We start from the raw sequence: 24798 nt of genomic DNA, 5'->3' as shown, positions 1-24798 counted from the left end.
GTCCCGATCTCGGCGAGGGGGCCCGGAGCTGGGGACGTGATTCCGGGGGTGTCTGCCCCGGAATCACCGCAGAGCCCCGGACCCATCGACCGAGCCTCGGACCCACCGCAGCGCCCCGGAATCGCCGGCCCAGTCCGCTCTGCGGCCTCGACGTGCCGTCCCGTCGGCCTGATGTCGGACCGCTGTCGCGGGGGGGGGGGGCGGGGCCACCCCCCCCCCCCCCCCCACGACCGGGGGGCGACACGGCGGCCGTAGGTTACGACCATGCACATGACACGAGCCACTCGTCCCCTGACCCTGCTGACCTGCGGCGCGCTCGCCCTGGCCCTGAGCGCCTGCTCGGTGACCATCGGCTTGCCGGCCGACGAGCCCGCCGCGCAGTCCTCCTCCGCCGCCTCGGCCGAGTCGGGCTCCGCGGTGGCGGCGGCGGGAGACAGCGGGGCGGCCACCACCGGGACCCTGGCCTCCCCGGGCGCCGCCTCTCCGGCGGCCTCGGCGGGCTCGACGCCGACGGCGGACGCGGCAAGATCGACCGGAACCGCCGCCTCGTCCGAGGACAGGCCCGGCGCCCAGGTGACGATCACCGACGACGACTGGCTCAACGCGGAGCAGAACGTCGACCAGGTCATCAGCGCGGGCGACGGGACGGTTGTCATCACCGAGGACAACGCCGATGTCCGGATCGAGGGGGACGTGACGAGCCTGACGATCATGGGCTCCAACGTGTGGCTCGTGGCCGACTACGTCGAAAGCCTCGTCGTCGTGGGCGGCAACGCCAGCGTGTACGTCCGCGACCTCGGCACGGTGGAGGTCAGGGGTGCCAACGCCGATGTCGTGTGGGCCGGCAACACCCCAGTGGTCACCGCCGTGGGAGCCAACACGGAGACCCGCCGGCAGGGGGAGGACTGACGTCCGCCCCGGCCGTCACGGGCCCGGCGCACTTGATGCGCGGACGGCGGAGCGCCCCGCCCACCACAGTGGTGGGCGGGGCGCTCTGTGACAAGGGCAGGCAACTACTGGGCGAGGGCCTCAGCGGCGGCCTGCGGCAGGGGGTCGATCGGGCAGGTCTGATCGTCGGCGGGCAGCGTGCCGGTGACGAGGAACTCGCTGACGGCGGCCGTCGCACAGCTGTTGAGCGCCGTCGCGCCGTGCTGGTAGTTGGTGACCGTCAGCAGGTGGCCGTTGCGCAGCTGGGAGGCCAGGGACTGCGACCACGCGTAGGGGGTCTGCGGATCGCCGGTGACGCCGACGACGAGGACGGGCTCGGTCTTGGCCCGCGACAGATCACCCGGCACGGGCGAGGCGGCGACACCCAGGCCCTGGCAGAAGGGCTCCAGGAATGAAGAGGAGCCGATCGTCATCGCCGTGAACGGGTAGGCCTCGTTGTCGGCGATGAGGTCCTCGGCCCACGCGGCCGCGTCCCCCTGGACCGGGTCGTCAGAACAGGTGACGACCGAGTAGGCGACGTTGGACACCAGGGCGGCCTCGGTGTCCGGGCTCGGGTCGAGCTGTCCGGTGCTCGGAGCCTGCGCCGCGAGGCGTGCCAGCTCGCTGGCGTCGCGCTGGGTCATCGCAGCGGTGAGGGCCATCGTGAGGCTTGGCCAGTACTCCTCGCGGGCCAGGGCGAGGTTGGTGATCACCGTGTAGACGGTCTGGATATCCATCTGGGAGGTCTGGTCATCGAGGGTGACGGTGAGCGGCTGCTCGGCGACGGAGTTGACGAAGTCGATGAGCTGGGAGGTGGCCTCCTCGACCGTGCCGGTCAAGGGGCAGCCCTCCTGCGTCAGGCAGAACTCGAGGTACTGGCGGACCCGGCCCTCCCGGGTGGCCATCTGCGCCTCGCGGGACTCATCACGGCTCAGGGACGGGTCGACGGCGCTGTCCAGGACCGTGCGCCCGACATTGTCCGGGAACAGGGCGATGTAGGCGGCGCCCAGCTCGGTGCCGTAGGAGTAGCCGAGGTAGTCCAGCTCCGGTTCGCCGACGACGGCGCGCAGGATGTCGAGGTCACGCGCGGCCTCAGCGGTGCTCATATGGTCGATGAGCTCGGGGACCTCCGAGTACTGCCGGCAGGCGGCCGCCTGGGCGCTGCCGGCAGCCACCTGTGCCTCGACGAGGGCGGCGGCCTGGCTCAGCTCGTCCTCGGCCGCGGCGGCCTCCTCCTGCTCGGCCAGGGGCGCCTCCTCAGTGCCGGTGGCGGCGGAGCCGGTCGATCCGCTCCCGGCGGCCTCATCCGGGGCCCAGCACGTGAGGTGGGTGGAGTCGCCGGTGCCGCGCGGGTCGAAGCCGATGAGGTCGTAGGCGGCGAGCATCTCCGGGGTGTACTGGCTCGCGGCCGCGGCCACGAAGGCGGTCCCGCTCTCGCCGGGGCCGCCGGGGTTGAGGAACAGGGCCCCGTTCTCGGGCTGGCCGTCGGAGGCCGAGTGCCGCCGCAGCGCGATGGAGATGGTGGTTCCGGTGGGGTCGTCGTAGTCGAGGGGGACGCTCACCGTCGCACACTGGGCGCCGGCTGCGCCGTCGGCGCAGGCCTCCCAGGACACCTGCTGGCCGTAGAAGGACTCGAGGCCGGCCGGGACGGCAGGAGCGGTGGGATCCGAGGTCGGCTCGGCCGGGGGGGGGGGCGGGGCGCCCCCCCCGGTGTGTGTTGCGCCGGTGCCGCCCGTGCCCCCAGTGCCGCCGGTGGGTCCGGTGGGGGCGGGGGGGGGCGCGCTCGGGGCCGCGGCGGTGGCGGTTGCGGGGGCCCCACTCGCGGTCGAGTCGTCCTGCGCCTGAGACGGCGCTGCCGAAGGAGCACTCGTCGGCGAGCCCGTCGGGCTCGGGCCGGCGCTCTGGGGGTCAAGGCCGGGTTCGCAGGCGGCCAGTGAGGCGGAGACGGCGAGTGCTGCCAGCGCGTAGGTGGCGCGCCGCATGGGGGAGGTTGGTGATCGCATGTCACGAAGATATCACGGTGTACATGCTGAGTATGTACAGATAGTGTGACGTATGCTAGGCTGGTGGCCTACCAGCCTGTTGCCGTCGCGAGGCGCACCGAGCGGGACGGATGGCTGTGCGCCGCAATGACACCGAAAAATGCGCGTCGTCGAGTTGGCGCACCCGGGTCCTTCGGTGGCGGGGTGGCACATCCGGGGTTCGCCACCAGACCGCCGACTGTATATAGTGTGTATGTACGAAAGGAGTCGCGATGCCGCTCTCAGTCGTCCTGTCGAACACCGCGGGAGTCCCCATCTATGAGCAGATCAAGCGTCAGATCGAGGACGCGATCCTGTCGGGCCGTCTCGAGGCCGACGAGCGCCTGCCCTCGATCCGGGCCCTGGCACGTGACCTGCGGGTCAGCGTCATCACGACGACCCGCGCCTACTCCGACCTCGTGTCCGAGGGCTTCCTCGCCAACGTCCCGGGCAAGGGCTACTACGTCCTGCCCCGCGACTCCGCCTTCATCCACGAGCAGGTGCTGCGCGAGGTCGAGGAGCACCTCGGTCGCGCCGTCGAGCGGGGCCGGCTGGCCGGGCTCGGCGACGAGGACCTGCACACCATCCTCGACACCGTCATGACCACCCTGGAGGACCAGTGAATCCCGTTGAGATCAGCCACCTGACGAAGCGCTACCCCGCCTTCGTCCTGGACGACGTGACCATGAGCATCGAGGCAGGCCTCGTCACCGGCTTCGTCGGCGCCAACGGCTCGGGCAAGACGACGACCATCAAGGCCGTCCTCGGCATGATCCACCCCGACTCCGGGACCGCCACGACCCTGCCGCACGAGCGCATCGGCGTCGTCTTCGACTCCCCGCCCTACAACAGCGAGTGGCGCGTGCGGGACGTGGCCCGGGGTCTGGCGCCCTTCTACCCCACCTGGTCGGCGGCCGACTTCACCGCAGGGCTCCAGGAGGCCGGTATCGACCCCGCCGCGAAGGTCAAGAGCCTCAGCCGCGGCATGGGGATGCGCCTGCAGATGGTGACCGCCCTGGCCCATGACCCCGAGCTGCTCATCCTCGACGAGCCCACCTCCGGCCTCGACCCCCTGGCGCGCTCGCAGATGGTCGACTCCTTGGCCCAGTACATGACCGCTGAGAACCACACGGTGTGGTTCTCCACCCACATCACCTCCGACCTCGACCGCCTCGCCGACCGCCTCATCGTCCTGGACCGTGGCCGCGTCGTCGCCGCGGGGACCACCGAGGAGCTGCTCGCCTCGATGCGGATCGTGCGGGGCACCCCTGACCGCCTCACCGAGGAGGTGCGCACCCACGGGCTGGGACTGCGCAGCACCCCCGTCGGCTGGGAGGTCATGCTGCCCGCCGACGCCGCCGAGGCGCTCGAGGGCGTCGTCGTCGAGGCGCCGAGCATCGAGGAGCTTGCCATCCACATCGCCAAGGGGGTCGCCGGTGACTGAGACCGCCGCGTCCCCGTCCGACGGTGCCGGCACCGAGTATCGGCACCTCCTGGTGGCTGAGCCACCGACTCCACGAAAGGCAGGACCATTGAGCTCGTCATCCGCACTCCCGAGCACGGTGGAACGGCCCGGTCGGGGCCCGGAGCGGCTCAGGACACTACTCATGCTCATCCGGCTCGACCTGCGCGTCATGGCGAACCGGCCCGCGCCCCTGAGCCTGGTGGTCGTGACCGCCCTGGTTGCCGGCGCTGTGGCGGTCTCGCGCGAGGATGCCACTGTCAGCGTCGTCGGCATCATGGGACTAGGGGCGTGTGTCGGACACATGGGCCTCATCTATGACATCCTTGAGCGCCCTCGGCTGCGACGGTTGCGTGCGGTCCTGCCGGTCAGCCGCGCCGAGGTGCTCGACGCCTGGTGGCTCGCCGCCGGCGCCGCCCTGGTCCTGTCCACCGTCCTGGCCATGGTCATCGTGTCTCTGACGCGAGCGAGCACCGCCCTGCCGGTCCCCGTCCTGGCGGTCCTCTTCGCGGCGGCCATCGCACCGTGCGTCCCCCTGGCGCTGCGCTTCGACGGCTCGGGGCTCGTGTGGACGGGAGCTCCGTTGTTCGTCGCGGGCCTTGCGGCGGGGTTCCTCGCCGGCACGCTGGCCGATGTAGGCCCGACCCTCCTCGTCATCATCGTGGGCGTCGGGCTGGCCATCGTCGTCGCCTCGTGGTGGCTGAGCCACCGGGTCTACCGGGTCCAGGACCATTGAGGCGACCGGGGTCTCGCGCCCGTCCCACATTCCTGCCGCCTCGTAAGGAGAGAGATCGTGCCTGTTCCGCATGAGCCCCAGACCGCCCCGCCAACCCCCCGGTGGCGCAGGTTGGGCGCGCTCATCGCGCTCGACCTGCTCGGGGTCGGGCGTTGGAGGGCGGTGCTCCTGGGCCTGGTCCTGTGCGCCGGTGCCGCGGCCGACATCCTCCACAGCGGTGAGGTCGCATGGTCCGGTGGCGTGGGGATCGGCGTCGTCTGCGGCATGCAGGCCGTCCACCAGTCCAACGGCTCCTCCACCCGGCTGCGCCGACTCCACGGGCTGCTGCCGGTCAGCCGTGGGGAGGTGGTTCTCGCGCGCTGGCTCGAGGCGATCGGCCTGCTGGGGGGCGTTGGATTGTTCATAACGGTCGTGGGCGTCGCCGTTGGCGCCCCGACCGGAGCTGTCATATGGCTGGCCATCGCCTCGATCGGAGTGGCGGCGGGTGTCCCGCTCTTCCTGTGCGTGTCCGGGAGGGTGTGGCCGGTGTGGATCGTGGCGTGGTGGCTCGGTGTGTTCGGGGTGTTCGAGGGGATCCTGGCTGCCGTCGAGGCGGTTCGCTCCGGCCTGCTGGACACGGTGAGCGGGTCCAACCTCGTCTTGCCGCTTGTGTTCTCCATCATCATGGGCCTGTCCCTGGCCGTGACCCATTGGTGGTACTGCCGCCAGGACCACTGAGTTCTCGATGAGACAGGAAGGAACCCTGAGATGTCAAAGAGCATCGCCACGCCCGGTGTCGCCCGTGTGACCGCCGGGGCGGGACTGCGCCGCCGCCTGGTCCGGCGTCAGGAGTACTGACCCCGGTGCGACCCGGGGGAGGGCGGCGCCGGCCCCAGGCCCACCCCCTCCTCGAGATCGGGACATATGACACCTCGAGATCGGTAGATATGGCACCTCGAGATCGAGACATATCGAGACATATGGCACGGCCGGGCGCAGGAGCGTCCGTGGACGGGTGCCACCCTGCCCGTGGCCCCCACCCCTTGGACTACTCATCCCGGGACAGGCGTTGCCTCGCTCCCGCGCCCGGTGCGGCAGGGCGGAGCGTCGCTGCTGCCCGATACGCTGGCGTCGTGACCCACGCACCTCACGGCCCCCGGACCACCCCCGGGCGCGGCCTCTTCGAGCGCATCGACGAGCCTGCCGCCGTCTCGCGCCACCCCGGGAGCCCTGCCGGCTCCGGCAACCCCGGCGAGCCCGAGACCCCCGGCGACCCCGCGCATCCTGCCGGCCCCGCGAACCCCGTCGGGCACCCGGGCGTCCTCATCTCCTTCGAGGGCGGCGACGGCGTGGGCAAGACGACCCAGATCCGCATCCTCGCCGACCTCCTGGCCGCCGCCGGGGTCGACCATGTGCTCACCCGCGAGCCCGGGGGCACGGCCCTCGGTGTCTCCATCCGCGAGCTGCTCCTGCATGGGCAGGAGGTCGCCCCGCGCGCCGAGGCCCTCCTGTACGCCGCCGACCGGGCCCACCACACCGCCACCCTCATCCGTCCCGCCCTCGAGCGCGGCGCGGTCGTCCTGACCGACCGCTACTTCGACTCCTCGATCGCCTACCAGGGGGCCGCCCGCGCACTGGGACCCCAGGAGGTCCGTGCCCTGTCCCTGTGGGCCACCGGCGGCCTCGTGCCCGACCTGACCATCCTGCTCGACGCCGAGCCCGGCCTGGCGGCCCGGCGCACCGTGGCCCGTGGCACGACCGACCGGCTCGAGCGCGAGCCCGAGGCCTTCCACCTCGCCCTGCGCGCCGCCTACCTCGAGCTGGCCGCAGACGAGCCCGCGCGTTTCGTCGTCATCGACGCCGACCGCCCCGTCGACCAGGTAGCCGACGAGGTCATCGAGGCCGCCGTCGAGGCCGTGCGAGCCCACGGAGCCCGCGTGGCCGCCGGCGCCCACCAGAGCGTGCTCATGGGGCTGGAGGCCTTCGTCGCCGCGGCCGACGCCCACCGCAGGCGGCCCCGATGAGCGTGTGGGAGGACGTCGTCGGCCAGGAAGCAGTCGTCGCCGCCTTCAAAGCCGCCGCACGCAGCGCCCGCCACGAGTCCGACCGACGTGCCGCCGGCCTCCAGCAGGAGCAGGCCGGCACCGCTGCCGGTGCGGGTGCGGCCATGAGCCACGCCTGGCTCGTCACCGGCCCCCCGGGCTCGGGCAGATCCACCGCCGCCCGCGCCTTCGCCGCCTCCCTCCAGTGCACCGGGCAGGAGCCCGGGTGCGGCCGCTGCAAGCCCTGCCGGGAGGTCATTGACGGCACCCACCCCGACGTCGTGCGCCTGGCCACCGACAAGCTCCTCATCACGATGGAGGAGGTCAAGAGACTCATCGGTGAGGCGCAGCGCCGCCCCTGGACGGGGCGCTGGCGTGTCCTCCTCGTCGAGGACGCCGACCGGATGGTCGAGCGCACGACCAATGTCCTGCTCAAGTCCATCGAGGAGCCGCCCCCGCAGACGGTGTGGATCCTGTGCACGCCCAGCGCCGAGGACGTCCTGCCCACCATCCGCTCCCGCTGCCGTCTGATCACCCTGCGCGTCCCGCCCGCCGAGGCGGTCGCCGAGCTCCTCGTACGGCGCGACGGCGCCGAGCCCGGCCTGGCGGCCAGGGCGGCGCGCGCCAGCCAGTCCCACATCGGCCTGGCCAGGCACCTGGCCACCGACCCCGGCGCCTGGCAGCGGCGTCGACGCCTCCTCGAGGCGCCGGTCTCGCTGCGCAGCGTCGGGGACGCGGTCCTAGCGGCCGCCGAGCTCGTCGACGCCGCGCAGGCCGAGGCGGCCGAGGCCACTGCTGAGCGGGACGCGGCCGAGAAGGCCGCCCTCCTGCGGGCACTGGGCCTTGAGGGGGACGGCCGGGTCCCGCCGGCGCTGCGCGCCCAGGTGCGTCAGCTCGAGGAGGACCACAAGCGCCGCGCCCGTCGCGCCCGCACCGACGTGCTCGACAGGGCGATGATCGACCTGCTGTCCTTCTACCGCGACGTCCTGGCCACCCAGATGGGCGCCGACATCGAGCGGGTCAACGTCGACATGTCCCAGGAGGTCGACCAGGTAGCCCGCTCCACCGGGGCGGCGCAGTCCCTCAGCCGGATCGCCGCCATCGAGGAGTGCCGGGCGCGTCTGCGCTCCAACGTCGCCCCGCTGCTGGCCGTCGAGTCCCTCATGGTCCAGCTGCGGCCCCAGGCCTGACCGACGCCGGCGACCCATGAAACCGTCATAGCGGGCGTCATAGCGGGCCTCCCCCCGCAGGATGAGTGCCGAGGTGTTGCTGGCACGTAGGCTGCGCACGTGAGCACTGTCAACCGTCATCGACGCCGGCGTCCCGTGGGTGCTGTCGTCGCCCTCGTCCTGGTCCTGGTGGCTGCGGCCTGCGCCGACACCTCAAGCACCGGCTCCTCCCCCTCGCCCGCGCTGGCATCGAGCACCCCGGCAGCGCCTGAGGGCCTGGAGGCCTACTACGGCCAGGAGCTGTTCTGGCAGCCCTGCGAGGGCGAGGAGGGCGACTTCGAGTGCGCACGGCTCACGGTGCCCCTCGACTACGACGACCCCGAGGGGCAGACCATTGAGATCGCCCTCAAGAAGCGCCTGGCCGATGGCACGTCCATCGGGGACCTCGTCATCAACCCCGGCGGCCCGGGCGGCTCGGGGATCGAGCTGGTCGGCTCGCTCGAGGACTTCTTCTCCGACGCGCTCCTGGAGTCCTACGACGTCGTGGGCTTCGACCCCCGTGGCGTGGGCGAGTCCACCGCCGTGGAGTGCCTGACCGACGCCGAGCTGGACGAGGACCGCTCCGCCTCCGACTCGCTGCCGCAGGACGCCACCGAGTCGGAGATCCAGGCGGACGTCACCCAGACCGCCCAGTCCTACTCTGCCAAGTGCGCGGCCAACACGACCACCCCCGGCCTGCTGGAGAACATCGACACGGTCTCCGCGGCCCGGGACCTCGATGTCCTGCGCGCCGCCCTCGGCCAAGACGTGCTCACCTACCTCGGCTACTCCTACGGGACCTACCTGGGGGCGACCTACGCCGACCTGTTCCCGACCAATGTCGGCCGGATGGTGCTTGACGGCGGCGTCGACCCGAGTCTGAGCGCCGCCGAGATCACCCTCGGCCAGGCCGAGGGCTTCGAGATGGCCCTGCGCGCGTTCATCGAGGACTGCCAGAGCGGGGACGCCTGCCCGCTGACCGGCGACGTCGACTCCGGTGTCGGGCAGGTCCGCACCTTCCTCGAGGCCACGAGAACGACGCCGGTGCCGACCTCCGACCCGGCACGCCCCCTGACCGCCAGCCTCGCCGAGGACGCCATCGTCGGCATCATGTACCAGTCGGAGTCCTGGGGGGTGCTCGCCGAGGCGCTCGATCAGGCGATGCTCCAGAACGACGGGTCGACGCTCCTGGCTATTGCCGACATCTTCGCCTCCCGCAACGATGACGGCACGTACACGGGCAACGGCGACGAGGTCATCGCCGCGATCAACTGCCTCGACTACCCGGTCGAGGGTGACACCGAGCTGTGGGCCATGGAGGCCGACGAGATCGAGGCAGCCTCGCCTACCTTCGGCCGGAGCCTGGCGTACTCCGACCTGTACTGCCAGGCCTGGGGGGCCCGGTCCACCCGCGAGCGCAAGGAGCTCCATGCCGCGGGCGCCGCGCCGATCCTCGTGGTCGGGACGACGCGAGACCCGGCCACCCCGTACGACTGGTCGGTGTCCCTGGCCGACCAGCTCGACTCCGGCCGGCTGCTCACCTGGGACGGCGACGGGCACACGGCCTACGGCCGGGCCGGCCAGTGCGTGACCGAGGCGGTCGACTCCTACCTGTTGTCGGGGGTCATGCCCGAGGAGGGGCTGACCTGCGGCGCCACGGAGTAGGGACCGCGGGCGGGAGTTGACCCGAGCCGACGGGCCTCGTTGCGGGCTCGCTCAGCCCACGGGCTCCCTCCGCCCACGGGCTCGGCCGCCCGGACCAGGCCGGGCCGCCGAGCGCGGCCGCCCGGATCAGGCGGGGGCGGCCGGGCTCAGTTCCCCGGCGATCGAGCGGCCCATCGCCGCAGCCAGGTCCGGGCCCCGCAGGCCCTGGCTGAGGAGGAACTGGATCTTGGCGTAGGTGGCCTCCAGGGTCATGTCGCCACTGTCGACCGCCCCGAGTCGGGCGAGCGCCTCCCCGGACTCGTAGTGGCCGAGCAGGACCTGCGCCTGCTGGCACTGGGAGGCTACGACCACCGCGGTCCCCGCCTCGATGACGGCGCTCAACGCCTCGGTCAGGCCCGGCTCGGCGCTGGGGACATTGCCCGTGCCGAAGGCGCGCAGGACGACGGCCTCGGGAGCCGGGGACAGCAGTGCGCTGAGGCGCGCGGCGGTGATCCCCGGGGCGAGGTCGAGCACGACGACGTCGTGCCGCCGGTAGGGCGCCGCCGCCCGCCAGCCGGTGCCGAGCGGCTCCGGGGCCGCCCACCGCCAGGGGGCGCCGGCCGTCGCCAGGGGCGGCGCGCATGGGGAGACGAAGCCCTCGAAGGCCCACGAGCTGGTCTTCGTCGCCCGGTTGCCCGCCAGGAGGTGCTGGCCGAAGAAGAGGCCGACCCCCCGGAGGCGGCCGGAGGTGGCGGCGCACAGCGCACCGACGACGTTGCCGACGGCGTCGGAGCCGACCACCCCCAGAGGCAGCTGGGACCCGGTGACGACGACCGGGGTGTCCAGGTCGGTCAGCGCGTAGGACAGGGCCGCCGTCGTGTAGGCCATCGTGTCGGTGCCGTGGAGGACGACGAAGGCCTGCGCCTCGGTCCGGGCGCGCAGGTCATCGATGATCGCCTGCCAGGACTCCGGGGTGGCGTTGGAGGAGTCGATGAGCGGGTCGAGGGAGGTGACCGTCACCTCCAGGGGCGACCCCTGCTGGCCGGTGCCCGGGAGCACGCCCTCGAGCCAGCCCTCGAGGTCGGCCCCCGGGACCAGGCCCCGGGGCGAGTCGACCATGCCGATCGTGCCGCCTGCGTACGTGAGATGGACGCGCATGCGCCCAGACTACGCGGGGGCGCTCACTCGGCGTCGACGATGTCGTCGAGCAGGTCGGAGCGGATCGAGCCGCGCACGGTGTACCAGCCGGCGACCATGAGCAGGACGACGATGACGAACAGCGCTAGTGTCCAGCGGCCGGCCGACGAGCTGAGGTTGGAGACCACGACGACGGCGAAGAAGAGGAGTGCCGCATAGTTGGAGAACGGCGCCAGGGGCATCCGGTAGGCCGGGCGGCTGTCCTCGCCCCGCCGCACCCGGCGCAGGAAGGCGAGGTGGGTGACGAGGATTGCCGACCACGTGCCGGCGATGCCGATGCCCGCGAGGTTCATGACGATCTCGAAGGCGGTTCCGGGCAGGAATGCGTTGAGCAGCACGCCGAACAGGCCCAGCGCCGAGGTGATGATGATGCCGCCGGCCGGCACCTGGTTCTTGTTGAGTGTGGCGGCCATGCGCGGTGCCTCGCCGGCAACCGCCATCGAGCGCAGCGTCCTGCCGGTGGCGTAGAGCCCCGCGTTGAGGGAGGACAGGGCGGCGGTCAGCACGACGACCTGGATGATGTCCCCGGCGTGGGGGATTCCGATCCCGGAGAAGAAGGTGACGAAGGGCGACTCGCCCCCCGAGTAGGCGGTGTAGGGCAGGACGAGTGTCATGAGGATGACCGAGCCGACATAGAACACGAAGATGCGCAGGATCATGGAGTTGATGGCCTTGGGCAGGACCCTGACGGCGTCGGCGGCCTCTCCGGCGGCCACGCCGACCATCTCGGTGCCGCCGAAGGCAAAGATGACCCCGAGCGTGAGCGTGAAGACGATGGGCAGGCCCTCGGGGAAGAACCCTCCGTTGTCAGTGATGTTGTGCAGACCGGCCGTTGAGTTACCGATCGGGGCTCCGGCGAGGATCGCCCAGATCGCGGCCACCATGAACAGCACGATGGCGGAGACCTTGATGAGGGCGAACCAGAACTCCGCCTCGCCGAACATCTTGACATTGAGCATGTTGAGGATGAAGACGAGTGCGAGGGCGGCCAGTGCCAGGATCCATTGAGGGATCCTGTCGAAGGCGCTCCAGTAGTGGAGGTAGAGGGCGACGGCGGTGATGTCGGCCATGACCGTGACCGCCCAGTCGAGGAAGAAGAACCAGCCGGTCACGTAGGCGCCCTTCTCCCCGAGGAACTCCCGGGCGTAGGACACGAAGGCGCCTGAGGACGGGCGCCGGATCGCCAGCTCGCCCAGGGCGCGGACCATGACGAAGGCGAAGACGCCGCACACGGCGTAGGCCAGGGCCAGCCCGGCCCCTCCCTGGGCGAGGCGGCCCGCCCCCAGGAAGAGGCCGGTGCCGATCGACCCTCCAATGGCGATCATCTGGATGTGGCGGTTCTTGAGCGCCTTGTCGTATCCGGCGTCGCCCCGGTCCGTGACGCCGGGGGAGTGTGCGGGAGGGGGGTTGTGCTCGGTCATCGGTGACCTCCGTGCAGGGCGGTATGTGCTGTGTCCAGGACCACGGGCGCCCGCGGCTCGGCCGGTTTGCGCCTCGAGGTGCTGCGGGGGTAGCCTACCTCGTGCTGCTTGTGCAGTGTGCCACCTTAGCTCAGTCGGCAGAGCGATTCACTCGTAATGAATAGGTCGTGGGTTCGATTCCCACAGGTGGCTCGCCCGGCCCCGGACCATGCGGTCCGGGGCCTTGTTCTTGTCCGGTGGCCTGCGCATGCCTCCCCGCGCGTCTCGCCCTTGGTTCTCTGTGCCGCCCGCCGTGTCCGCCGCAATGACACTGTCGGATGCCTCTCGCAACTGTGCCCGCGGTGAGCAACAGGCTGCGGTGCCTGGTCGTCAGTTCGGCATCCGAGTGGGCGCCGGCGAGCCTGAGGATCTCCTAGGTGATGGTGTCGTGAATGCCCCGAATCCTTGCGCGGGGGAAGAATAACGTTTACGGTGTTTGCCACGAACGATTCCGCGGCCAGTGCGGGGTCCCCTAAACGTGACTGAGGAAGAGGATCATGGCGCAGAAGACGCAGATCATTCTTGTGGACGACATCGACAACTCCGAGGCGACCCAGACGGTCACCTTCGCCCTCGATGGCGTTACCTACGAGATCGATCTCAACGACGAGCACGCGGCGGCGCTGCGCGAGTCGGTTGAGGAGTGGACCGCCAAGGCCCGCCGCATCTCCGGTCGCCGGTCCACCCGACGCCGTGGCGCCGCCCGCGCCTCGTCGGGCGAGACCCAGAAGATCCGCGAGTGGGCGCGGGCCAATGGCCACGAGGTCTCCGACCGTGGCCGGATCTCCGCGCCGATCCGTGAGGCCTACTACGCCGCCCAGTGATCCGGCGGTGAGACCTGGCCCGCTGCGCGCCCGGACTACCAGGCCCCTGAGGTCCTCGATCTAGGACGTCAGGGGCCTGGTGGCCTCCGCCCCGGGCTGGCAGGATAGGGGCATGGCTTACACCCTTGTGCTGCTCCGCCACGGCGAGAGCGAATGGAATGCGAAGAACCTGTTCACCGGCTGGGTCGACGTCCCGCTGTCGGAGAAGGGCCGGGCCGAGGCGGTGCGTGGCGGCGAGCTCCTCAAGGAGGCCGGCGTCCTGCCCGACACGCTCTTCACCTCGATGCTGCGCCGGGCCATCATGACCGCCAACCTGTCCCTGGACGCCGCCGACCGCCACTGGATCCCCGTCACCCGCCACTGGCGCCTCAACGAGCGCCACTATGGCGCCCTGCAGGGCAAGAACAAGAAGCAGACCCGCGACGAGTACGGCGACGAGCAGTTCATGCTCTGGCGGCGCTCCTACGACGTCCCCCCGCCGCCCATCGAGCTGGGCAGCGAGTTCTCCCAGGACGCCGACCCGCGCTACGCCGGTGAGCCGATCCCCGCCACCGAGTGCCTCAAGGACGTCCTCGACCGTCTCCTGCCCTACTGGGAGGACACGATCGTCCCGGAGATCAAGACCGGCCGGACCGTCATGATCGCCGCGCACGGCAACTCCCTGCGCGCCATCGTCAAGCACCTCGACGAGATCTCCGACGACGACATCGCCGGGGTCAACATTCCCACCGGCATCCCGCTGGTCTACGAGCTCGACGAGGAGACCCTCAAGCCGCTGACCAAGGGCGGGCGCTACCTCGACCCGGAGGCCGAGGCGAAGATCGCCGCCGTCGCCAACCAGGGCAAGTAAGCCGCGGGGCACGCCCCCTCACGCACGAGGTCCTCGTCCCCTCCCCGGGACGAGGACCTCGTTGTCACCTGGTTGATCGGTGGCCAGACACCGCGGCGATCCGGCCCGCCGGCGCCTCCCCCTCGCCGAGATCGGGACTTATGGCACCTCGAGATCGGTACATATGGCACGGCGGGACTCAGGCCCATCCTGGGCGGGCGCTGCGTGGCGGGGGTCGAGTCCCTGGCGGTGGGTCGCCACCGCGTGGGTCCCAGACCGGTGATGCCGGGCTGGTTGATCGAGGCCGTCGGCGTCACCTGCCCGGCCCGCGCTGTGGGCGGCTCGTGGGTCGCCGTCTACTGGCCACCCGCGAGGCCCTGGAGGTGGTCGACAGGCGAGTTGGGCTCGCGATGCGGTCGAGGACCGGTTGGTGGGAGGTCGCGTTCGTACCTTGTGCGTCCAGGTCGCACGATCATCCTCCGGTCTGGAGGCAGAAGGTACGAATCCGGCCGGGGACGGCCCGCGGAGGTGCGGTCTGGCGACGCAAGGTACGAACTCGACGGCCGAGCGCCTGGTGAGAAAGGCTCACTATGCGGGACTCCACTCCCGGCCGTGTCATATGTACCGAACTCGAGGTGCCATAAGTCCCGATCTCGCGGTGTCATATCTACCGATCTCGCGGAGGGGGTGGGCCCGGGGCGGGGGACTCAGCGATCGAGCCCCGTACCCACCGACCCCCTTCGACCCCCTTGGACTGACTCATCTAGCCGGGCGCCCGGCCAGGCGCTCAGTGCAGGGCGTCGGCGTCCTCGTCGTCGTGCGTGCCCGGCAGCGCCGCCCCGGACACGAGGTAGGCCATCCGGCGGGCCACGGAGGTCGAGTGGTCGCCGAAGCGCTCGAGGAAGCGTCCCATGAGCACGGCGTCAATGACCTGCTGGCGCGTCAGCTCGTTGGCCGGGTCGAGGATCATCTGGAAGGACTTGCGGTGCAGGGCGTCGAGCTCGGCGTCGTTGCGCTCGATCTGGGCGGCCAGCTCCAGGTCCCGGGTCTCGACCAGCTCGGCCACGTCCCGCCCGGCGCGCACCGCCGCCTCGGCCATCGTGACGATGAGGCCCAGGACCGGCTCGGGGACGGGCGCCTCGGGGTAGCGACCCCGGGCGATCGTGGCCACGTGGCGGGCCAGGTCGCCCTGGCGCTCGAGGGTCTGGGCCATGCGCAGCGCGGAGATGACGTTGCGCAGGTCACCGGCCACGGGCTGCTGGCGGGCCAGAAGCATGACGCACATGTCGTCGATGTCCCGCTGGAGGTCGTTGATCCGCTCGTCGGCGTCGATGACCTGCTCGGCGACGATGATGTCGCCGTTGCGCAGGGACTCGGCCGCCCGCTCGATCGCGGTGGCGACCTGCGCCGCCATGGAGGTCAGGTCCGAGCCCAGCTGCCTGAGCTCCTGGTTGAAGATGTCGCGCACGAAAGTGGCTCCTCACTGATGGTTCCGGGGCTCCCGGAGGGCTGCGAGCGGGACGGGCGCGCCTGGACGGGCCGCCCCACGGGCACCATGGTGGAACGCCAAGGTGAACGGAGGGCGAAGCCGCACCGCGACTAGCACCGGGAAGGTGCACGCCCCTACGCTTGGGGACGTGGACACGCTCTGGCTGCTGCTCGTCGCCGCCGTCGTGGGCCTTGTCATGGGCACGTCGGCAGGGCTGGCCCTGGGCCGCTCGACACGCGGCGCTGGCCACAGCGGCGCCGCCCCGGGCTCGACCCTCGAGGCCGACGGCGTCGTGCCGGTTCTGGCGGCCCTGCGCTCCACGGTGGTCGTCCTGGATGACGACGACGAGGTCCTGCGCGCCTCGGCGGCCGCCTACACCTTCAACATCGTCCGCGACGACGAGGTCTGCGAGCCCCAGGTGGCGGCGATGGTGGCGCGCGTGCGTGCCACCGGCCAGGCCCAGGACGCCGAGATCACCGTGGCCCGCGGGCGGGTCGAGGGCGCCGGGCAGTTCTACCTGCGGGTGCGGGTGGCCCGCATCGCCAGGAACCGTGTGCTCGTGCTCATCGAGGACCGCACGGCCGCCAAGCGCGTCGAGGACATGCGGCGCGACTTCGTCGTCAACGTCTCCCATGAGCTGAAGACGCCCGTAGGGGCGATCGCACTGCTGGCCGAGACGGTTCAGAACAATGTCGAGGACCCCGAGCTGGTGCGCGACTACAGCACGCGGGTGCGCAAGGAGACCGAGCGCCTGGGCGTGCTGGTCCAGGAGATCATCGAGCTCTCCCGCCTCCAGGAGGGCGACGCCCTGGTCGAGCCCGAGGAGGTCGAGCTCGACGCGGTGGTCGCCGAGTCCCTCGACCGCGTGCGCGTGGAGGCCGAGGCCAAGGAGGTCCGCCTCGTGTCGGGAGGCACCCCTGGGCTCTATGTCCTGGGGGATGCCTCGCTCATCGCCACGGCCGTGCGCAACTTGCTCGACAACGCCATCCGCTACTCGGACCCGCGCACCCGGGTCTCCGTGGGCGTCGGGGTCGACCCCTCCGACCCCGAGCTCGTGCGCATCGCCGTGGTCGACCAGGGCATCGGCATCGCCAAGGAGGCGCAGGAGCGCGTCTTCGAGCGCTTCTACCGGGTCGACAAGGCCCGTTCGCGGGCCACCGGCGGCACCGGCCTGGGCCTGAGCATCGTCAAGCACGTGGCGGCCGACCACGGGGGCACCGTCGAGCTGTGGTCGACGCCGGGGCGGGGCTCGACCTTCACCCTCGTCCTGCCGCGCCACCGGGTCGAGAGGTCGAGGCCGCCGACCGAGCCGGAGGTGTCACAGGCCCGCTCCGCGGTCGCCTCCGGCGCGGCCGGCGCAGCCTTCGCGGCCATCGCCGCGATCTCCGACCCGCAGGCGCCCGGTGGCGCCGACCCCCGACAAGGAGGACTGTGATGACCCGTATCCTGCTGGTCGAGGACGAGGAGAACTTCCGCGAGCCCCTGGCCTTCAACCTGCGCCGGGACGGCTTCGAGGTGGTCGAGGCCGAGGACGGCGCCGTGGCCCTCGAGCGCTTCGAGGCCTCCGGCGCACCGGGAGGCGCGGCCATCGACCTGGTCCTGCTCGACCTCATGCTCCCCCGGGTCTCCGGCTCGGAGGTCTGCCGCCGCATCCGAGTCCGCTCCCGGGTCCCGGTCATCATGCTCACGGCCAAGGACGCCGAGGTGGACAAGATCGTGGGCCTGGAGATCGGTGCGGACGACTACGTGACCAAGCCGTACTCCTACCGCGAGCTGGTGGCCCGCGTCCACGCCGTCCTGCGCCGCAGCCACGAGGAGGTCGAGGTCGAACCGGTGCTCACCGTCGGCCGGGTGTCCATGGATGTCGAGCGCCATGAGGTCCGCGTCGAGGACACGGTCGTGTCCATGCCGCTGCGCGAGTTCGAGCTGCTCGAGCTGTTCCTGCGCAACCCGGACCGGGTGCTCACCCGCGGCCAGATCATCGACCGGGTATGGGGCTCGGACTACGTGGGGGACACCAAGACCCTCGACGTCCACGTCAAGCGCATCCGCGCCAAGATCGAGGTCGAGCCGGGCTCGCCGACCATGCTCGTGACCGTCCGGGGCCTGGGTTACAAACTCGTCTCGGGATGAGAGTCCCGGCCGTCAGCCCGCGGCGCGGGCTGTGAGGTACCTCCCCAGTTCGGGTGCCCACATCCCCTGATAAACTGGGCACTCCCCACAACCTTCTGGAGTGACGCTAGGTATGACCTTCGAAGTCGGAGAGACCGTCGTTTATCCTCACCACGGCGCTGCCAGGATCATCGACATCCGACAGCGTCGTGTCCGCGGCGAGGAAAAGACCTACCTGCAGCTCGAGGTCGCTCAAGGGGATTTGACGATTCTCGTCCCGGCGGACAGCGTCGACCTCATCGGTGTGCGCGACGTCGTCGACGAGCACGGCCTCCAGCGGGTCTTCGACGTCCTGCGCGCGCCCTTGACCGAGGAGCCCACGAACTGGTCGCGCCGCTTCAAGGCCAACCAGGAGAAGATCGCCTCGGGCGATGTCATCAAGGTCGCCGAGGTGGTGCGCGACCTGTCCCGTCGGGACACCGACCGGGGTCTGTCCGCCGGAGAGAAGCGCATGCTGTCCAAGGCCCGGCAGATCCTCGTCTCGGAGCTGGCACTGGCCCAGAAGACGGCGGAGGAGGAGGCCGAGTCCACCCTCGACGAGGTCCTCGGCTCGGGCACGGCCGCCTGAGCCCGTGCCGTTGCGACGGTCCCGCAGATGACGCAGGTCCCCTCGCCCACCGGGGTGGTCGCCGTCCTGACCGCCGCGGGCTCGGGGGCGCGCCTGGGCGCGGGCGGGCCCAAGGCGCTGGTCGAGATCGACGGGGTCAGCCTCCTGCGCCGCTCGGCCGCGGGGCTCCTGGACTCCGGGGTCGTCGACCGCGTCGTCGTCACTGCCCCGGCCGCCCACGTCGGACGCTTCGCCGAGGAGCTGGCGGGCCTGGCCGACGACGCGCTCGAGGTCGTGGCGGGCTCCCCGGCCTCACGGCAGGCGAGCGTTGCCATCGGTTTGGACGCGGCGCTGGCGGCCCTGCCCGGGGCGGGGGTCGTGCTGGTCCACGACGCCGCCAGGGCACTGACCCCGCCGCAGGTCGTGCGCCGGGTGGTCGCCGCGGTGCGTGCGGGCCATGAGGCGGTCGTGCCGGCCGTGCCGGTGACCGACACGGTCAAGCAGGTGGCGGAGCCCGGACCGCAGGACGGCGAGGGGGTTGAGCGCGTGACCGGCACACCACGGCGCGCGGCGCTGCGGGCGGTCCAGACGCCCCAGGGCTTCAGGCCCGACGTGCTCCTGGCGGCCCACCGCCTGGGCGCCGAGCGCGCCCACGACGAGGCGCTGGCTGCCTCCGACGACGCCGGGCTGGTCGAGGCCGGCGGCGGCGCGGTCGTCGTCGTGCCCGGCGACCCCCTGGCCATCAAGGTGACCACCCCCCTGGACCTCGCCCTGGCCACCCTCCTGTCCCGAGATCGGGACATATGACACCGCGAGATCGGGACATATGTCCCGATCTCGCAGTTCGACGAGCACCGCCACGACGAGCGCCGGCACACGGACCATCGCGGTCGCCGATTGATACCCGCCGGCCCAAGCCGCGCCCCCTGGACTTACTCATCTAGGCTCGAGCCATGACCCCGCCCTCCGCTCCCGACGTCGCCGCCCCGGCCACCGTCCCCGCCACGCCTGACGTGGGGCAGTCTCCACACACCCGGCTCCTGTCCTGGCCGATCGTGGCCTGGGGTCTGTGGGACTGGGGCTCGGCCTCCTTCAACGCGGTGGTGACGACTTTCGTCTTCACCACCTACCTGGCCAGCGAGTCCTTCGGGGACAAGGCCGCCAACGAGACCTCCATCTCGGTGGGACTGGCCATCGCAGGAGCCTGCATCGCCCTCCTCGCTCCGGTCACGGGCCAACGCGCCGACCGTGCCGGCCGCACCGTCTTGTGGCTGGGCATCTATACGGCGGTGGTCGTGGCGGTCAGCGCCGCCATGTTCCTCGTCCTGCCCCAGCCGGGGTTCCTGTGGTTCGGCATCGTCCTGCTGGGCGTGGGCAACATCTTCTTCGAGCTCGCCTCGGTCAACTACAACGGGCTGCTGCCGCACCTGGCCCCCAAGGACCGCCTCGGCGCCGTGTCCGGTCTGGGCTGGGGGATGGGCTACCTGGGAGGGATCGTCCTCCTGCTCATCCTCTTGGCCGGCTTCATCCAGCCCGACGTCGGCTGGTTCGGCGTCACCGAGGCCGACGGGCTCAACGTCCGGGCCTCGATGCTCGTGGCGGCGGCCTGGTTCGGCGTGTGCGCCGTGCCGGTGGTGCTCACCCAGTCGGGGCGCAGCGGACGCCGCCTGCGCCAGGGGGCGCGCGAGGCCGCCGAGCGCGGCGGCGCCAGGGAGCACGCAGGCATGGAGATCGAGCCCGGCGGGCGGCCCGACGCCCCCCGCCCGGCCCGCCGCGAGTCGATCGCCGCCTCCTACAAGCGGTTGTGGCGCACCCTGCGCTCCCTCCACCGCAGTCATCCCGAGGTGCTGTGGTTCCTCCTGGCGGCGGCGGTCTTCCGCGACGGGCTGGCCGGCGTCTTCACCTACGGCGGGATCATCGCCCAGAACACCTTCGGATTCGACCGCGAGGGGGTCATGCTCTTCGCGGTCATGGCCAACGTCGTCGCCGGTGTCGCCACGATCGTGGCCGGACGCCTCGACGACGTCATCGGTCCCCGCCGGGTCATCCTCGGTTCGCTCGTCGTGCTCGTCGTGGCGGGCACGCTCGTCTTCGTGCTCCACGACGCCGGGGCCACCGCCTTCTGGGTCCTGGGCCTGGTCCTGGCGGCCTGCGTGGGGCCGGCCCAGTCGGCCGCCCGGTCCTTCCTCGCCCGCGTCGTGCCCATCGGCCGGGAGGGCGAGATCTTCGGCCTCTACGCCACGACAGGCCGGGCGGTGTCCTTCCTGGCGCCGGCCATGTACGGCCTGAGCGTGTGGGTCGGCGGGCGTGTCACGGGCGGGGACGCCCCGTACTGGGGCGTGCTGGGCATCGTGACCGTGCTCCTGCTCGGCCTGCTTCTCATGCTCCGCGTCCAGGACCCCGCCGGACACATCACCGACCTGGACGGCTGAGGCGCCCGGCTCACGACCGCGGTACTGCGGCGGACGCCTCGCGTCGTTGGTGGTGGCCGGGGGAGGGGCCTGCGTGCCTCAGCCCTGCGGGGCGTCCAGCAGCGCCTCGGCCAGGGCGAGCGGGGTCCCCTCCTCGGCCACCACGCCGTCGACGGCGCCATAGACCCGCCCGGTGCCCCCCGGCCCCCACGCCGCCCAGGACGGGTCCTCGCCGGCGACGAAGGACACCCAGTCGGCGTGCATCGCCGTGGCCAGGTCCTGGGACCCGTGGTCACCGATGGCGGCCGAGGCTCCGGGCTCGCCCAGGCAGTCGAAGACGAAGGGCAGGTCCAGCCAGTGCGCCGCGACACCGGTGCGCTGGGCGCGGCGGGCGAAGCTGTACACCCACGTCGCCCCGGACCCGGCGGCGGCGCGTGCGCGCAGGGAACGGGTCAGCGGCAGCTGGCAGCGGCCGTAGGACACGACGGCGCCCAGGAGGGCCGGGTCGTTGCCCGACAGCTCGGGGAAGTTGTCCTCGATGCGGGTGATGGTCTGCTGGTCGACGCCGGCCTGATCGAGGAGCTCGGCGGTCGAGGGGCCCCCGCCCGGTCCGGACAGCAGGAAGCCGAGGAAGACGGCCTCGTGGGCGGTGGCACCGGTCAGGAGGGGGATCTGTGCACCGGCCCCCGAGGCGAGGGCCTGCTCGACCTCGACGGGCAGGACCTCGTCGCCATGCACGGGGCCGAAGGTGGCGGGCACGGGGGCGGTGCCGGTGACGGCCTCGCGCACAACCTCGACCGGGTCGGAGCCCAGCAGGGGCACCTCCTCGGCGAGCTCGCCGGCGGCGGCGTCGAGCTCCTCATCACTCAGGCGGCGCCAGCCGGCGAGGTCGGCGGTGGTCCCCGCCAGGTCGGCGGCGTGGTCGGCGCGCTCGCGGGCGAGCTCGAGGGGCATGGTGGACGGGACGCCCGACTGACAGATCGCGCGGGAGAACAGGCCCTCGGCCATCGGCGAGGTCAGCAGGGCCATCACCGATGCTCCGCCGGCGCCGTATCCGGCCAGGGTGACACGGTCCGGGTCGCCGCCGAAGGCGCGGATGTTGTCGCGCACCCAGCGCAGCGCCGTGATCTGGTCGTACAGCCCGCGGTTGACCGGGGCGTTGGAGCCCTCCACGTAGCCGAACCCGTTGAAGGCCAGCCGGTAGGACACCGAGACGGTCACGACGCCGTCGCGGTTGAAGGTCGCGCCGTCGTACCACGGGCTCGACAGCGTACCGGTCTCGAAGCCGCCCCCGTGGATCCACACGAGCACTGGCAGGGCCGCCTCGTCCTGGCCGGGGGTGGGGGTGAAGATGTTGAGGTTGAGGGTGTCCTCGCCCGGGACGACGGCCTCGGGCACGGCGGTGGTCCCGCACATGAGGGTCTGCTGGGGGCTGGCGCCGGGACGGGTGGCGTCGAGCACCTCGGACCACGGGAAGCGGGGGACAGGGGCCATGAAGCGGTGGGGCCCGACGGGGGCCTCGGCGTAGGGCACGCCGTAGAAGGCGGCCGAGCGGTTGAAGCGGCTCGCGGGCGCCGCCGTCGTGACCTCGCGCCAGACGCCACGGACCGGGCCGCACGGTGCCTCGACGACGGGGTCGAGTCCCCGGGCGGGACTGGCGAGCGGGGTGTTCGCCACGTGGTCGGTGTGCTGGCTGGTCATGAAGGGCTCCTTGATGCGGGCGTGGGTCAACCCCCTGGGGAAGGGGGCTCGGAGAACTGGTCACCGGTCCGTTGAACGTGTCTGTCGGCTGGTGGAGGTCCAGCGATGCTGGTCCGTCCCTGTCCGTGCCTGAGCGGACGACGTGAGGTGGTCGAGTTGTGTCGCGACCCACCCCGGTCGGTGGATGGAACCATCCTAATGGCTTAGCCGACCGGGTGGGTGGCGGGGTTGATCGTCTGGTCGTTGTACTGTCACAGAGGTATCACAGAAGTATCACGAATACGTCGCTATGTCGTGATGTGCGCGGGCGTGCCGCCGCGGCCCCCGATGGTGGGCGGAGGCGTTTTTCGTTGAAATCCCAAACCGAAGGCGTTGTTGATGGGAGTCATCCGACAAGGTGATCGGGTGACGGCGTAAACTCCTTTGTGTCCTATGTGTGACTGCCTACCGATATGTACCTGCAATGCTGAGGGGTCGCGTGGGTCCTGCGCCCGACGGGGGGACCCATTCCTTCAGGCGATCCGCTCGCCATCCTCGGTGAGCGGGTGTGCGGGAAGGTTTGTCGGGGGCGGGTCGGGGCTGGTCGGTCGCGGGAGTCATCGGGGCGCCCCTCCTCCAGATGGCCTCCGGACGGGTGGAGGAGGGGCCTCATCGGGTGCATGAGACGAGGGGGTGACGATGGTGGACTTGTTGAGATCGCCATGAGCGGGCAATCAACGTGATGTATGACTCATTTTCCGGCTGTCGTCGATCTGTCTTGGACGGCCCGACTACCTAGTGGGCAGTAAGTAGCCTGCGTAGGATGCGACCAGTACGCCGCCCCCGCCCTACGGAGTCCCATGACGCACCACGGCCGCCTTGCCGCCAGCTGGGCCGCCACCCGGCGCTCGGCCTACGGGGCCTTCGTCGTCCAGGCGATCGTCAACAACCTCGCCCCGCTGCTCTTCGTCGTCTTCCACTCCAGGATCGGGATCGGCGTCGCGCAGCTCGGGCTCCTGGCCTTCCTCAACTTCCTCGTCCAGCTGGTCACCGACCTCGTCTCGATCCGGCTCGTCGACCGCGTCGGATACCGGCCGATGATGGTCATCGCCCACGTCCTGGCCGCCGCGGGGCTCATGGCGCTCGCACTCGTCCCCTCGCTGCTGGGCTCGGGCTTGGTCGGACTGTGCCTGGCCGTTGTCGTCTACGCCGTCGGCGGTGGGCTCATCGAGGTCCTCGCCAGCCCGATCGTCGAGCACCTGCCCGCCGAGCCCGGGCGTTCCAAGGAGGCCGGGATGGCGCTGCTGCACTCCTTCTACTGCTGGGGCCAGCTGGCCGTCGTCCTGGGCACGACCGGCCTGCTGGCGGTCGTCGGCATCGAACGATGGTGGGTCCTGCCGCTCGTGTGGTCCCTCGTGCCGATCGTCAACGGCCTGGTCATCGCGCGCGTGCCCATGCCACGCACCGTGCCCGACGACGAGCGCACCTCCCTGCGCTCCCTCCTGGGCGCCCCGGCCTTCCTCCTGGCCCTGGCCCTCATGGCGCTGGGCGGGGCGAGCGAGCTGACGATGAGCCAGTGGTCGAGCTTCTTCGCCCAGCAGGGCGCCGGGGTGGGCAAGGAGCTCGGCGACCTGCTCGGCCCAGGCCTGTTCGCCCTGCTCATGGCGATCGGCCGCACGGGGTACGGGCTCCTTGGCGAGCGGATCCAGCTGCGGGGCGTGCTGATCGTCTCCGGCCTGGGCGCGGCCGCCTGCTACGTCGTGGCCGCAGCCGCCTCCCACGCGGGTGTCACGCTGCTCGCCTGCGCCCTGACGGGCCTGTGCGTCTCGCTCATGTGGCCCGGCGCGACCTCGCTGACCGCGGCGCGCTTCCCCGCCGGCGGCGGCGCCATGTTCGCGGTCATCGCGCTGTTCGGCGACGTCGGTGCGGCCGTGGGTCCGGCCGCTGCCGGGGTCCTGGCCCAGTCGGCGTCGGCCGGCGGGTCCCTGGCCGGTCTCGTCGCGGTGCTGCCGACCGACTCCGGCACGGGGCTGCGGCCCGCACTGCTCCTGTGCGCCGTCATCCCCCTGCTGTACTCGGCGGTGGTGGCCCTCCTAGGGGCTCGGCGACGTGTGGGGCGGTCGGCCCGCTGACCCCTGCGCCGCCTGCCGGCAACACCCGGGCGCGGCCT

21 protein-coding genes and 1 tRNA gene are annotated in these 24798 nt (G+C 71.5%); 17 read left to right on the top strand and 5 right to left on the bottom strand.

The window, feature by feature from the left end:
• Positions 1–270 precede the first annotated feature (270 nt).
• Entirely contained in the window at positions 271–909 is a 639-nt protein-coding gene (locus Q4C85_RS05060) for a DUF3060 domain-containing protein (RefSeq protein WP_303140285.1), read from the top strand.
• A 104-nt stretch (positions 910–1013) separates the two neighbouring features.
• On the opposite strand, the gene Q4C85_RS05055 is transcribed toward Q4C85_RS05060, so the two are convergent.
• Positions 1014–2930 carry an alpha/beta hydrolase gene (locus tag Q4C85_RS05055; protein ID WP_303140283.1) on the bottom strand — a complete coding sequence of 639 codons (1917 nt, stop codon included), beginning with the start codon at positions 2928–2930 and terminating at the stop codon, positions 1014–1016.
• A 251-nt stretch (positions 2931–3181) separates the two neighbouring features.
• On the opposite strand from Q4C85_RS05055, the gene Q4C85_RS05050 reads away from it, so the two are divergent.
• From Q4C85_RS05050 to Q4C85_RS05020, 7 genes are all read left to right on the top strand, one after another.
• Positions 3182–3571, top strand: a complete 390-nt coding sequence (locus tag Q4C85_RS05050; protein ID WP_303140281.1) for a GntR family transcriptional regulator — start codon at positions 3182–3184, stop codon at positions 3569–3571.
• Positions 3568–4392: an ABC transporter ATP-binding protein gene (locus tag Q4C85_RS05045; RefSeq protein ID WP_303140279.1), complete on the top strand. Its 825-nt coding sequence runs from the start codon at positions 3568–3570 to the stop codon at positions 4390–4392. Before Q4C85_RS05050 ends, Q4C85_RS05045 begins: the two co-directional genes overlap by 4 nt.
• A gap of 163 nt (positions 4393–4555) precedes the next feature.
• The gene (locus Q4C85_RS05040) at positions 4556–5146 is read left to right on the top strand and encodes a hypothetical protein (RefSeq protein ID WP_303140277.1); all 591 of its coding nucleotides are present in this window, start codon (positions 4556–4558) and stop codon (positions 5144–5146) included.
• 57 nt (positions 5147–5203) lie between these two features.
• Positions 5204–5863 (top strand): hypothetical protein, encoded by a 660-nt coding sequence (locus Q4C85_RS05035; protein ID WP_303140276.1) that lies wholly within the window; start codon positions 5204–5206, stop codon positions 5861–5863.
• A 587-nt stretch (positions 5864–6450) separates the two neighbouring features.
• Entirely contained in the window at positions 6451–7149 is a 699-nt protein-coding gene (gene tmk / locus Q4C85_RS05030; protein ID WP_303140315.1) for a dTMP kinase, read from the top strand.
• Complete coding sequence (locus tag Q4C85_RS05025) at positions 7146–8357, top strand: DNA polymerase III subunit delta' (RefSeq protein ID WP_303140274.1); 1212 nt, start codon at positions 7146–7148, stop codon at positions 8355–8357. Before tmk ends, Q4C85_RS05025 begins: the two co-directional genes overlap by 4 nt.
• 99 nt (positions 8358–8456) lie before the next feature.
• The gene (locus tag Q4C85_RS05020; protein ID WP_303140271.1) at positions 8457–10040 is read left to right on the top strand and encodes an alpha/beta hydrolase; all 1584 of its coding nucleotides are present in this window, start codon (positions 8457–8459) and stop codon (positions 10038–10040) included.
• A gap of 126 nt (positions 10041–10166) precedes the next feature.
• On the opposite strand, the gene Q4C85_RS05015 is transcribed toward Q4C85_RS05020, so the two are convergent.
• Both Q4C85_RS05015 and Q4C85_RS05010 read right to left on the bottom strand, forming a co-directional pair.
• Positions 10167–11177, bottom strand: coding sequence for an asparaginase (locus tag Q4C85_RS05015; RefSeq protein WP_303140268.1), 1011 nt, complete (start codon positions 11175–11177; stop codon positions 10167–10169).
• Between the two features lie 23 nt (positions 11178–11200).
• A complete protein-coding gene (locus tag Q4C85_RS05010) occupies positions 11201–12637 on the bottom strand; it encodes an amino acid permease (protein ID WP_303140266.1) in 1437 nt (478 codons plus the stop codon).
• A 119-nt stretch (positions 12638–12756) separates the two neighbouring features.
• On the opposite strand from Q4C85_RS05010, the gene Q4C85_RS05005 reads away from it, so the two are divergent.
• The 3 genes from Q4C85_RS05005 to Q4C85_RS04995 all read left to right on the top strand — a co-directional run bounded on the left by Q4C85_RS05005 (position 12757) and on the right by Q4C85_RS04995 (position 14350).
• Positions 12757–12829, top strand: a tRNA-Thr gene (locus tag Q4C85_RS05005).
• 344 nt (positions 12830–13173) lie between these two features.
• On the top strand, positions 13174–13500 hold the full coding sequence (locus tag Q4C85_RS05000) for an Lsr2 family protein (protein WP_303140263.1): 327 nt from the start codon (positions 13174–13176) through the stop codon (positions 13498–13500).
• Between the two features lie 112 nt (positions 13501–13612).
• Positions 13613–14350, top strand: coding sequence for a phosphoglyceromutase (locus Q4C85_RS04995; RefSeq protein ID WP_303140261.1), 738 nt, complete (start codon positions 13613–13615; stop codon positions 14348–14350).
• 766 nt (positions 14351–15116) lie between these two features.
• Here Q4C85_RS04995 and phoU read toward each other — a convergent pair.
• Positions 15117–15797, bottom strand: a complete 681-nt coding sequence (gene phoU, locus Q4C85_RS04990) for a phosphate signaling complex protein PhoU (protein WP_303140258.1) — start codon at positions 15795–15797, stop codon at positions 15117–15119.
• 169 nt (positions 15798–15966) lie between these two features.
• On the opposite strand from phoU, the gene Q4C85_RS04985 reads away from it, so the two are divergent.
• From Q4C85_RS04985 to Q4C85_RS04965, 5 genes are all read left to right on the top strand, one after another.
• Complete coding sequence (locus Q4C85_RS04985; RefSeq protein WP_303140255.1) at positions 15967–17253, top strand: cell wall metabolism sensor histidine kinase WalK; 1287 nt, start codon at positions 15967–15969, stop codon at positions 17251–17253.
• Positions 17253–17951: a response regulator transcription factor gene (locus Q4C85_RS04980; RefSeq protein WP_303140253.1), complete on the top strand. Its 699-nt coding sequence runs from the start codon at positions 17253–17255 to the stop codon at positions 17949–17951. Before Q4C85_RS04985 ends, Q4C85_RS04980 begins: the two co-directional genes overlap by 1 nt.
• Positions 17952–18063: 112 nt before the next feature.
• Positions 18064–18558: a CarD family transcriptional regulator gene (locus Q4C85_RS04975; RefSeq protein ID WP_126382938.1), complete on the top strand. Its 495-nt coding sequence runs from the start codon at positions 18064–18066 to the stop codon at positions 18556–18558.
• 27 nt (positions 18559–18585) lie between these two features.
• On the top strand, positions 18586–19344 hold the full coding sequence (locus Q4C85_RS04970; RefSeq protein ID WP_303140247.1) for a 2-C-methyl-D-erythritol 4-phosphate cytidylyltransferase: 759 nt from the start codon (positions 18586–18588) through the stop codon (positions 19342–19344).
• 146 nt (positions 19345–19490) lie between these two features.
• Complete coding sequence (locus Q4C85_RS04965; protein WP_303140244.1) at positions 19491–20969, top strand: MFS transporter; 1479 nt, start codon at positions 19491–19493, stop codon at positions 20967–20969.
• Positions 20970–21047: 78 nt separating this feature from the next.
• Here the strand turns inward: Q4C85_RS04965 and Q4C85_RS04960 are convergent, their stop codons facing one another.
• Positions 21048–22649: a carboxylesterase/lipase family protein gene (locus tag Q4C85_RS04960; RefSeq protein WP_303140242.1), complete on the bottom strand. Its 1602-nt coding sequence runs from the start codon at positions 22647–22649 to the stop codon at positions 21048–21050.
• A gap of 839 nt (positions 22650–23488) precedes the next feature.
• Here Q4C85_RS04960 and Q4C85_RS04955 point away from each other — a divergent pair.
• Positions 23489–24760 carry an MFS transporter gene (locus Q4C85_RS04955; protein ID WP_303140241.1) on the top strand — a complete coding sequence of 424 codons (1272 nt, stop codon included), beginning with the start codon at positions 23489–23491 and terminating at the stop codon, positions 24758–24760.
• Positions 24761–24798: the final 38 nt, after the last annotated feature.

This window comes from Actinomyces sp. (genome assembly GCF_030524025.1).
Taxonomy (GTDB): Bacteria; Actinomycetota; Actinomycetes; order Actinomycetales; family Actinomycetaceae; genus Actinomyces.
Note: the sequence above shows the minus strand (reverse complement) of the source record. Positions and strands in the feature narration are given on the sequence as shown.

Bases quoted from the DNA above. Each gene is read 5' to 3' on its own strand.
- Q4C85_RS05060 (WP_303140285.1), top strand. From the start codon at position 271: ATGACACGAGCCACTCGTCCCCTGACCCTGCTGACCTGCGGCGCGCTC.
- Q4C85_RS05055 (WP_303140283.1), bottom strand. From the start codon at position 2,930: ATGCGATCACCAACCTCCCCCATGCGGCGCGCCACCTACGCGCTGGCA.
- Q4C85_RS05050 (WP_303140281.1), top strand. From the start codon at position 3,182: ATGCCGCTCTCAGTCGTCCTGTCGAACACCGCGGGAGTCCCCATCTAT.
- Q4C85_RS05040 (WP_303140277.1), top strand. From the start codon at position 4,556: ATGCTCATCCGGCTCGACCTGCGCGTCATGGCGAACCGGCCCGCGCCC.
- Q4C85_RS05025 (WP_303140274.1), top strand. From the start codon at position 7,146: ATGAGCGTGTGGGAGGACGTCGTCGGCCAGGAAGCAGTCGTCGCCGCC.
- Q4C85_RS05015 (WP_303140268.1), bottom strand. From the start codon at position 11,177: ATGCGCGTCCATCTCACGTACGCAGGCGGCACGATCGGCATGGTCGAC.
- Q4C85_RS05010 (WP_303140266.1), bottom strand. From the start codon at position 12,637: ATGACCGAGCACAACCCCCCTCCCGCACACTCCCCCGGCGTCACGGAC.
- Q4C85_RS05000 (WP_303140263.1), top strand. From the start codon at position 13,174: ATGGCGCAGAAGACGCAGATCATTCTTGTGGACGACATCGACAACTCC.
- Q4C85_RS04995 (WP_303140261.1), top strand. From the start codon at position 13,613: ATGGCTTACACCCTTGTGCTGCTCCGCCACGGCGAGAGCGAATGGAAT.
- Q4C85_RS04980 (WP_303140253.1), top strand. From the start codon at position 17,253: ATGACCCGTATCCTGCTGGTCGAGGACGAGGAGAACTTCCGCGAGCCC.
- Q4C85_RS04975 (WP_126382938.1), top strand. From the start codon at position 18,064: ATGACCTTCGAAGTCGGAGAGACCGTCGTTTATCCTCACCACGGCGCT.
- Q4C85_RS04970 (WP_303140247.1), top strand. From the start codon at position 18,586: ATGACGCAGGTCCCCTCGCCCACCGGGGTGGTCGCCGTCCTGACCGCC.
- Q4C85_RS04965 (WP_303140244.1), top strand. From the start codon at position 19,491: ATGACCCCGCCCTCCGCTCCCGACGTCGCCGCCCCGGCCACCGTCCCC.
- Q4C85_RS04960 (WP_303140242.1), bottom strand. From the start codon at position 22,649: ATGACCAGCCAGCACACCGACCACGTGGCGAACACCCCGCTCGCCAGT.
- Q4C85_RS04955 (WP_303140241.1), top strand. From the start codon at position 23,489: ATGACGCACCACGGCCGCCTTGCCGCCAGCTGGGCCGCCACCCGGCGC.